The following is a 6,957-nucleotide window of genomic DNA, read 5'->3' as shown; positions in this document are numbered from 1 at the left end:
CTCCTGGATCTGTGGACAAACTTAAACATTAAACATTTAGCTTCAACAAACAGAGAGTTAAGTATGCGGATGCTCGTCATAGGGGACACGCACATACCTGAGAGAGCATCCAAGTTGCCAGATGTGGTGGAGGAGTTCATAACCTCGCAGACCTTCGACGTCGTCGCATGCACTGGAGACCTGACGGGCAGGAATGTCCTTGAACTCCTCAGCAGCCTCGCCAAGAAGATGTTCGTCGTGAGAGGTAACATGGATCACCTCCCACTTCCAGAGTATGAGGTGATAGACGCAGGAGAACTCAGAATCGGCCTGATTCACGGAAATCAGGTATATCCAAGGGGCAACAGGAATCAGCTCATAAGAATCGCGAAGAAAATGGGTGTAAACGTACTAATCTCCGGTCACACGCACTCACCGGACATCTATTTGAAGGATGTGCTTCTTCTGAATCCCGGTTCGGCAACTGGCGTCTGGGGAGGCGGGAACGCCTCTCTAACTCCGTCGTTCATGATTCTAAACATTGATGGGCCGAAAATCGACGTTGAGCTCTATGAGGACGTAGACGGGCTGAGATGTGTGAGAAAAGAGAACCTTATTCTTTAAAAAATCACAGCCTTGCTGATAATGGCTGATGGTGACAGCACAAAAAATAAAACCACCGGAGCGAATTGAGTATGATGTTGGCTTACGTCAAGCTTGCGGAGACATTTGGAGTGCCCCCTTCAATATCGGAAAGGGTGGCAGAAGTCCTGTCCGGCATGGATGAGAGCATGTGCGGGCCTGTACTCCTTGACGAGTTCGACGAACTCGTCGTTGACGCTGGAGAGACTATAGCTGCCCTCGTTGAGGAACTCGGAAACCTGAACGCCATTTGCACCGCGATAAATCTCTACGCCTTCTGCACAGGCCTTGAGAAAAAAATGAGGGAGATTGGCCTTGAAGAAGTGGAAGCGTGCCTCTCTGATGTTTTCAAGCTCAAGGAACTAATAAGTAGTGTTGAACTTCCTCATGCTCCCATCTATCACCACCCGTTCGTCAGAACGGTCTGGCAGAACATGGAACCCCTTGTGGTAATGAAGATGTCAGACATCGTTAGAGAAATCGCCGAGGAAATCTGGAGGGAACGGTTTTAAAGATACAATTTTTAAAGTTTGGAATCTACTTTCAGACGTGGATAAACTGTTCCGCTATCTCGAAATGGACGGAATTCTTGATAGGGCTGACGTAGCAATTAACAGTTTGGTTTACCTGTACATAGCTGGAGAAATCGTCGAGGCTGCTGTGGATAACAAGGGCTATTCTTTCTGCGATGCTGAAATAAAGTCTGTCGATATCGAGATGCTTCCCACGCTCAAGAGCTACGGCCTTGCCAGGAGCAGCTCGAGAACGTCTGATAAGTGGGCTCCCCGTTTCACTTCTCTGACCCTCGACGGCAGGAAAATAGCGAAGAAAGCTGTAAAAGAGAGGATTTCAGAGCATGTGGATGAGATGGAAGCATTTGCAGCGAAAAATCCCAAGCTCGTGCAGATTTTGCTGAGGGGCCTTAGAAAGTCAAAGAGAGGTAGAGGCATAGCGATTGAAGGAACAAATCCTACCGGGCTCGGTCTTGAAGACAGATTCGAGCTGTACGATGTCCTGCCTCATATGCAGTCTGCTGAACTCGATGTGCTGCCGAAGATCTGCTGCAAAAACCTCTTGGCCCCTCCGTCAGATATCGAGTGGGCTTTCTGTCACTTCTACACCCACACCATATTTCGAAAGGCTGCGTTCCAGCTCTTCGAATTTCTTGAGTCCATCGGCCTTGCTGCCAGAGTTTACGTCCACGACGCCTGGGGAAACTACCTCTGGGACGAATACCGGGCTCCAGAAGAGGTTGTTAAGGCCATGTTTTGCCCCCTCGAGCTTGAGAGGCAGCATCTCGAAAGGTTTGCTGCCCTTGCGGCAATTCTGTATACGGGCTTCTCTTTAGAGCTTGAGGAGCTTGCGATGTTCTACGGTATACCTGCAGAAGTTATAGAGGAGGAGCGAGAAGTCATGGAAAGACTCGGAATGGTTGATGGGAGAAAAATCCTCAGGCCGGAAAGACTTGAGAAGCACGCGAAGATAAGGTTTGCAGAAATCGTTTGCGGAGTTTTGGGATGATCACTCCAAAGGAACTTATTATTAATTTAAATAAAATCTAACAAAAACATAAAGGTAAAAAGAATTCACTTTCTATGGTCAGGAAACTTGTTTGGTTACTTAGATCATAGGGGTGGGAGAGTGAGAGCAAAGGTTCTACAAACTCTCTCGACAATTCTGTCAGTCCAGACCTGTCTTGCAAATCCAATTCCTCCAAACAAATCTCACAACCTGCCGCCTGCTCTCGGAACAGTATTCGCCCTCGATTACATATGCAACCTCGTAATTCTCGCGATACTGCTTACACTTTTCCAGAAGGACATAAGAAGCCTCAAGTTTCTCGCTTACGTCCTAGTGGTGACGGCTGGAGGCCTCATCATCGATTACTTGGCGATGTTATCGCAGAACTTCGTTGTAGCCCTCGTGCTTGCATTTCTTCTTCTCTTCAGTTACAACTCCGTGCTTGCAAGGCTTGTTTACGGGCTTTCTCGTGGAAAATCTGCTGTAATTGGGTTTTCCATCGGAATTCTGGCCAATCCAGCTCTCTTCGTCTGGATAACTATCATGTTTCTGTAATCCAGCAGCAAAATCAGCAAACTTAAAATATTGTTTTGCGAAGAGGCCTTGGGATTTACCATGTCAGCTACGATAGTGGTTGGAGGTTTCTGGGGCGACGAAGGTAAGGGGAAGATAATCGCCCACATTGCCCATTCTGACAGGCCAGTAATAATTGCCAGAGGTGGCGTTGGGCCAAATGCAGGCCACACGGTGGAAGTAGAGGGTAAGAAATTCGGCGTTAGAATGATACCATCGGGATTTGTTTATAAGGACGCGAGGCTGTTTATAGGGGCTGGTGTTCTCGTAGACCCCCGCGTGTTCCTGAAGGAGGTTGAGTTGCTCGATGTTGCCGATAGAGCGAGGCTCGACTACCGCTGCTCGATTATCGAGGAGAAACACATCGAGGAGGACAGAGGGAGCGAGCACCTGAAGGGAAAGATAGGTTCAACTGGAACGGGATGCGGGCCTGCAAATAGAGACAGGGTTATGAGGGTTGCGAGACAGGCAAAAGACGTTGAGGAGCTGCGCCCGTTCATAGCAGACGTACCGCTCGAGGTTAACGAGGCAATTGACAGGGGCGAGTTCGTTCTCATTGAGGGCAGTCAGGGCTTTGCACTCAGTCTGTACTACGGAACTTACCCCTACGTAACGTCCAAGGACACGACCGCTTCTGCCATAGCGTCGGACGTTGGTGTGGGACCGACGAAAATAGACGAGGTCGTTGTAGTTTTCAAGACCTTCCCAACGAGGGTTGGAGCCGGACCTTTCCCGACTGAGATGCCGCAGGAAGAGGCTGAGAAGCTCGGGATAATCGAGTACGGGACTGTGACTGGAAGGAGAAGGAGAATTGGCTACTGGGATGGAAAGCTTGCGCGCTACTCTGCGATGGTGAACGGAGCAACTCAGATTGCACTTACGGGTATTGACAAACTTGATAAGGAGTGCTACGGCGTTACGGAGTGGGAGAAGCTGACACCGAAGGCAAAGCAGTTCGTCGAGCAGGTTGAGGATGAGGTAAGGGTTCCCGTAACACTGATTTCCACAGGCCCGGAGTTGAGCCAGATTATAGACCTGAGAGCTGAGAAGCTCTGAACTTTTTTACTTTATCGTGGACTGAGGAACGGTAAATATCTAAACAACTGGGACGACAGGTTAGACATCGCATTAACGTCTGAGGTAAACCTGCATCCAAAATACTAATATGCTGAAGTCGTGAAGGTTATCCATGAAAAGGAGTTTGCTTGACATTTTAGCCTGCCCCATTTGTAAAGGAGACCTCGATCTCTTCGTTGAGAAGGAGAACGAGGAGGAGATTCTGCAAGGTAAGTTAATCTGCAAGCAGTGTAACATCGAATACCCCATTGAAGACGGGATTCCGAACATGCTTCCTCCAGAACTGAGGTGAGAGTATGGGCGACGGAGTCAGGACGAAGTACATTATGGTCACGGGCGGTGTCATGAGTGGACTCGGTAAGGGGATTACCGCAGCATCCATCGGCAGACTCCTCGTAGATATGGGCTACAGGGTAATCCCCATCAAGGTTGACCCATACCTCAACATCGATGCGGGGACAATGAATCCCTTTCAGCACGGTGAGGTTTACGTCCTGAAGGATGGCACGGAAGTCGATCTGGATTTGGGACACTATGAGCGTTTCATAGGCGTTGAAGTTACCGGAGATCACAACATAACGACGGGCAAGATATATCGCAATGTAATCGAGAAGGAGAGACGTGGAGACTACCTTGGTCAGACTGTTCAGATAATTCCCCACGTAACTGACGAGATAAAGTCGTGGATAAGAAGAGTCGCCAGAGAAACGAATGCAGAAATCTGTCTGGTTGAAATAGGTGGAACGGTCGGAGACATCGAAGGGATGCCGTTCTACGAGGCGATAAGGCAGATGCACAACGAAGAGAATGAGGAAGACTTCCTCCTCGTACACGTAACCCTCGTACCCCTCGACTCGAGCGGGGAGCAGAAGACGAAGCCCACGCAGCACAGCGTTAAGGAGTTGCGCAGCATAGGCCTGCAGCCGGACGTAATAGTCGGAAGGTGCAAGGAGAAGTTGCTGGACGGGACGAAGAGGAAGATAGCCCTGTTCTGCGATGTGCCCGTTGAAGCCGTTATAAGCGCGGAGGACGCCAGCGACATCTACGAGGTTCCGCTGATGTTCAGAGAGGAGAAGCTTGATGAGTACATAGTCAAAAAGCTGAAGCTCGAGAAGAGGAGGCAGAGCGACGAATGGGAGCAGATGGTTAGAAAGCTCAAAAGCCTCGAGAAAGAAGTGACTATTGCAGTTGTGGGCAAGTACATAAACGTAAAGGACTCGTACTTAAGCATTCGCGAGGCGTTAAAGCACGGAGGCATCGCAGCCGGCTGCAAGGTAAATGTACTCTGGGTCGATAGCGAAGAACTCGAGAAAGTTGATGAGGTTGCCATAGATGCCGATGGAATTCTCGTTCCTGGAGGCTTTGGCCAGAGAGGGAGTGCTGGAAAGATGAGGGCCATACAGTACGCGAGGGAGAACGACATACCCTTCCTCGGCATATGTTTCGGCTTCCAGCTTGCGGTTATCGAGTTTGCGAGGCACGTCATTGGATGGGAGGATGCGAACAGCAGCGAACTTGCTGAGACGGAGCACGCGGTAATCGACCTGCTGCCGGAGCAGCGCGAGGTTGACAAACTCGGTGGAACAATGAGACTCGGAGACATAGAGGTCACGATAAAGCCAGGAACTATCGCCCACAAGCTTTACGGCAGGGAGAAGGTGTACGAGAGGCACAGACACCGCTACGAAGTTAACCCTGAGTTCATTCCAGACTTTGAAAAGCATGGGCTCGTATTCTCTGGCTACTCTGACGGAGGAAGAAGAATGGAAATCATGGAGTATCCGAAAAACCGCTTCTTCTTCGGCACACAATTCCATCCAGAATTCAAGTCGAGACCGTACTCTCCTTCGCCACCCTTCGTTGGATTCGTCAGGGCTGCGCTTGAGTATTCCGAGTCCTGAACGCTTTTGTATTATTTTTCTTCTTCGTTTTCCCCTTTGGGCATGTAATGGTCGCATTCATCGGGATTTTTCAGACAGTTCCACTCGACGCACTGCTTGTAGTACCTGCAGTCCTCGCAGCGTCGCATGCATCTGCTTTTAACCTTGCGAGGATTTCAATTTCAGTGCATCCAGCGGAATCACAGGAAAAAGTAAAAGCAGCATGGGTAAGGCAACGGCATGGGGTTGTTTACACTCGACGTTGGAAGTGGTACGCAGGACTTTCTTCTCTTTAAAGACGAAAACATCAGAAACTGTCCGAAGATGATTCTACCGTCGCCAACGAGAATCGTTGCTGGAAAGATAAGGGAGGCGACAAGGCAGGGCAAAGACATCTACCTCACCGGCTATACCATGGGCGGTGGAGCGTGTGTAAAGGCCATTAAAGAGCACTTAAACGCTGGCCTGAAGGTTTACGCTGAAGAAAATCCAGCTCTAACGATTGCCGATGACCTCGAGAAAGTAAAGCAGATGGGCATTCTGCTTAGCAAGCCTGAAGGCGATGTGGCAGTCATAGAGATGAGAGATGTAGACATTGAATTTTTCAGGAATGTTCTTGAAGCGGTCGGAGAAAAGCTACCGCCAACGATGGTTGTGGCAGTGCAAGACCATGGCTTCTCGCCCCACGAAAGCAACAGGCGTTTCCGCTTTAAGATGTTCGAGAGAATGATAAAGCGGAGCGGATACCTTCACGACTTCCTGTTCCCTGCAGAAAAAATTCCCGGGGAATTCAACAGAATGATGAGTGTTGCCCAAAGTGTTAAAGATTTCTGTAACGATGAAGGCGTTGAACTGGAACTGTACGTGATCGATACAGTATTTGCAGCAATAGCCGGCTGTATGCTCGATGTAACGGACTTTCCCGCCCTTTTGCTCAACTTCGGCAACTCCCACGTCGTTGGAGCAGTCGCAGATAAGGATGGTCGCATATGCTCCCTTTTCGAGCACCACACCAGCGTAATGCGGAATAAAGGTACTAACGGCATTGAAGAGTTTATCGAGAGATTTGTGAAGGGGGAAATAAGCAACGAGGACGTCTTTAACGATATGGGACATGGAGCGTACGTTGGCGAAATCGTCGAGGTGAGGGACATTGTCGCTACGGGCCCGAATGTCCATCTGTGTAACTACAGGATTGCGAATCCAGCTGGCGACATCATGATAGTGGGCAACCTTGGCATGGCAGAACTTTTCGAAAGGCTTAAGGGGGCTGTGTAGGGGGCTG

Annotated in this window: 8 protein-coding genes; all 8 read left to right on the top strand. The window is 49.5% G+C overall.

The features are described from left to right. The first annotated feature begins 63 nt into the window (after positions 1–63). The 8 genes from ARCVE_RS10675 (at position 64) to ARCVE_RS10640 (ending at position 6,950) form a co-directional block, all read left to right on the top strand. Positions 64–603 (top strand): YfcE family phosphodiesterase, encoded by a 540-nt coding sequence (locus ARCVE_RS10675; RefSeq protein ID WP_013684785.1) that lies wholly within the window; start codon positions 64–66, stop codon positions 601–603. 71 nt (positions 604–674) lie between these two features. Further along, a complete protein-coding gene (locus ARCVE_RS10670) occupies positions 675–1,133 on the top strand; it encodes a hypothetical protein (protein WP_156786062.1) in 459 nt (152 codons plus the stop codon). Positions 1,134–1,170: 37 nt separating this feature from the next. Beyond that, entirely contained in the window at positions 1,171–2,142 is a 972-nt protein-coding gene (locus tag ARCVE_RS10665; RefSeq protein WP_013684783.1) for a hypothetical protein, read from the top strand. Between the two features lie 120 nt (positions 2,143–2,262). Beyond that, positions 2,263–2,697, top strand: a complete 435-nt coding sequence (locus ARCVE_RS10660; RefSeq protein WP_013684782.1) for a hypothetical protein — start codon at positions 2,263–2,265, stop codon at positions 2,695–2,697. A gap of 60 nt (positions 2,698–2,757) precedes the next feature. Further along, positions 2,758–3,771 (top strand): adenylosuccinate synthetase, encoded by a 1,014-nt coding sequence (locus ARCVE_RS10655; RefSeq protein WP_013684781.1) that lies wholly within the window; start codon positions 2,758–2,760, stop codon positions 3,769–3,771. Between the two features lie 133 nt (positions 3,772–3,904). Further along, the gene (locus ARCVE_RS10650) at positions 3,905–4,084 is read left to right on the top strand and encodes a methytransferase partner Trm112 (RefSeq protein WP_013684780.1); all 180 of its coding nucleotides are present in this window, start codon (positions 3,905–3,907) and stop codon (positions 4,082–4,084) included. 4 nt (positions 4,085–4,088) lie between these two features. Further along, positions 4,089–5,693 carry a glutamine hydrolyzing CTP synthase gene (pyrG, locus tag ARCVE_RS10645; RefSeq protein WP_013684779.1) on the top strand — a complete coding sequence of 535 codons (1,605 nt, stop codon included), beginning with the start codon at positions 4,089–4,091 and terminating at the stop codon, positions 5,691–5,693. 219 nt (positions 5,694–5,912) lie between these two features. Beyond that, complete coding sequence (locus ARCVE_RS10640) at positions 5,913–6,950, top strand: DUF1786 domain-containing protein (protein ID WP_013684778.1); 1,038 nt, start codon at positions 5,913–5,915, stop codon at positions 6,948–6,950. The last annotated feature ends 7 nt before the right edge of the window (positions 6,951–6,957 follow it).

It is taken from the genome of Archaeoglobus veneficus SNP6 (genome assembly GCF_000194625.1).
Taxonomy (GTDB): domain Archaea; phylum Halobacteriota; class Archaeoglobi; order Archaeoglobales; family Archaeoglobaceae; genus Archaeoglobus_C; species Archaeoglobus_C veneficus.
The sequence above is the reverse complement of the archived record's forward strand: the minus strand, read 5'-3'. Positions and strand labels throughout refer to the sequence as shown.

Coding starts and splice junctions, on each gene's coding strand:
- ARCVE_RS10675 (WP_013684785.1), top strand. CDS start 64: ATGCGGATGCTCGTCATAGGGGACACGCACATACCTGAGAGAGCATCC.
- ARCVE_RS10670 (WP_156786062.1), top strand. CDS start 675: ATGATGTTGGCTTACGTCAAGCTTGCGGAGACATTTGGAGTGCCCCCT.
- ARCVE_RS10655 (WP_013684781.1), top strand. CDS start 2,758: ATGTCAGCTACGATAGTGGTTGGAGGTTTCTGGGGCGACGAAGGTAAG.
- ARCVE_RS10650 (WP_013684780.1), top strand. CDS start 3,905: ATGAAAAGGAGTTTGCTTGACATTTTAGCCTGCCCCATTTGTAAAGGA.
- pyrG (WP_013684779.1), top strand. CDS start 4,089: ATGGGCGACGGAGTCAGGACGAAGTACATTATGGTCACGGGCGGTGTC.
- ARCVE_RS10640 (WP_013684778.1), top strand. CDS start 5,913: ATGGGGTTGTTTACACTCGACGTTGGAAGTGGTACGCAGGACTTTCTT.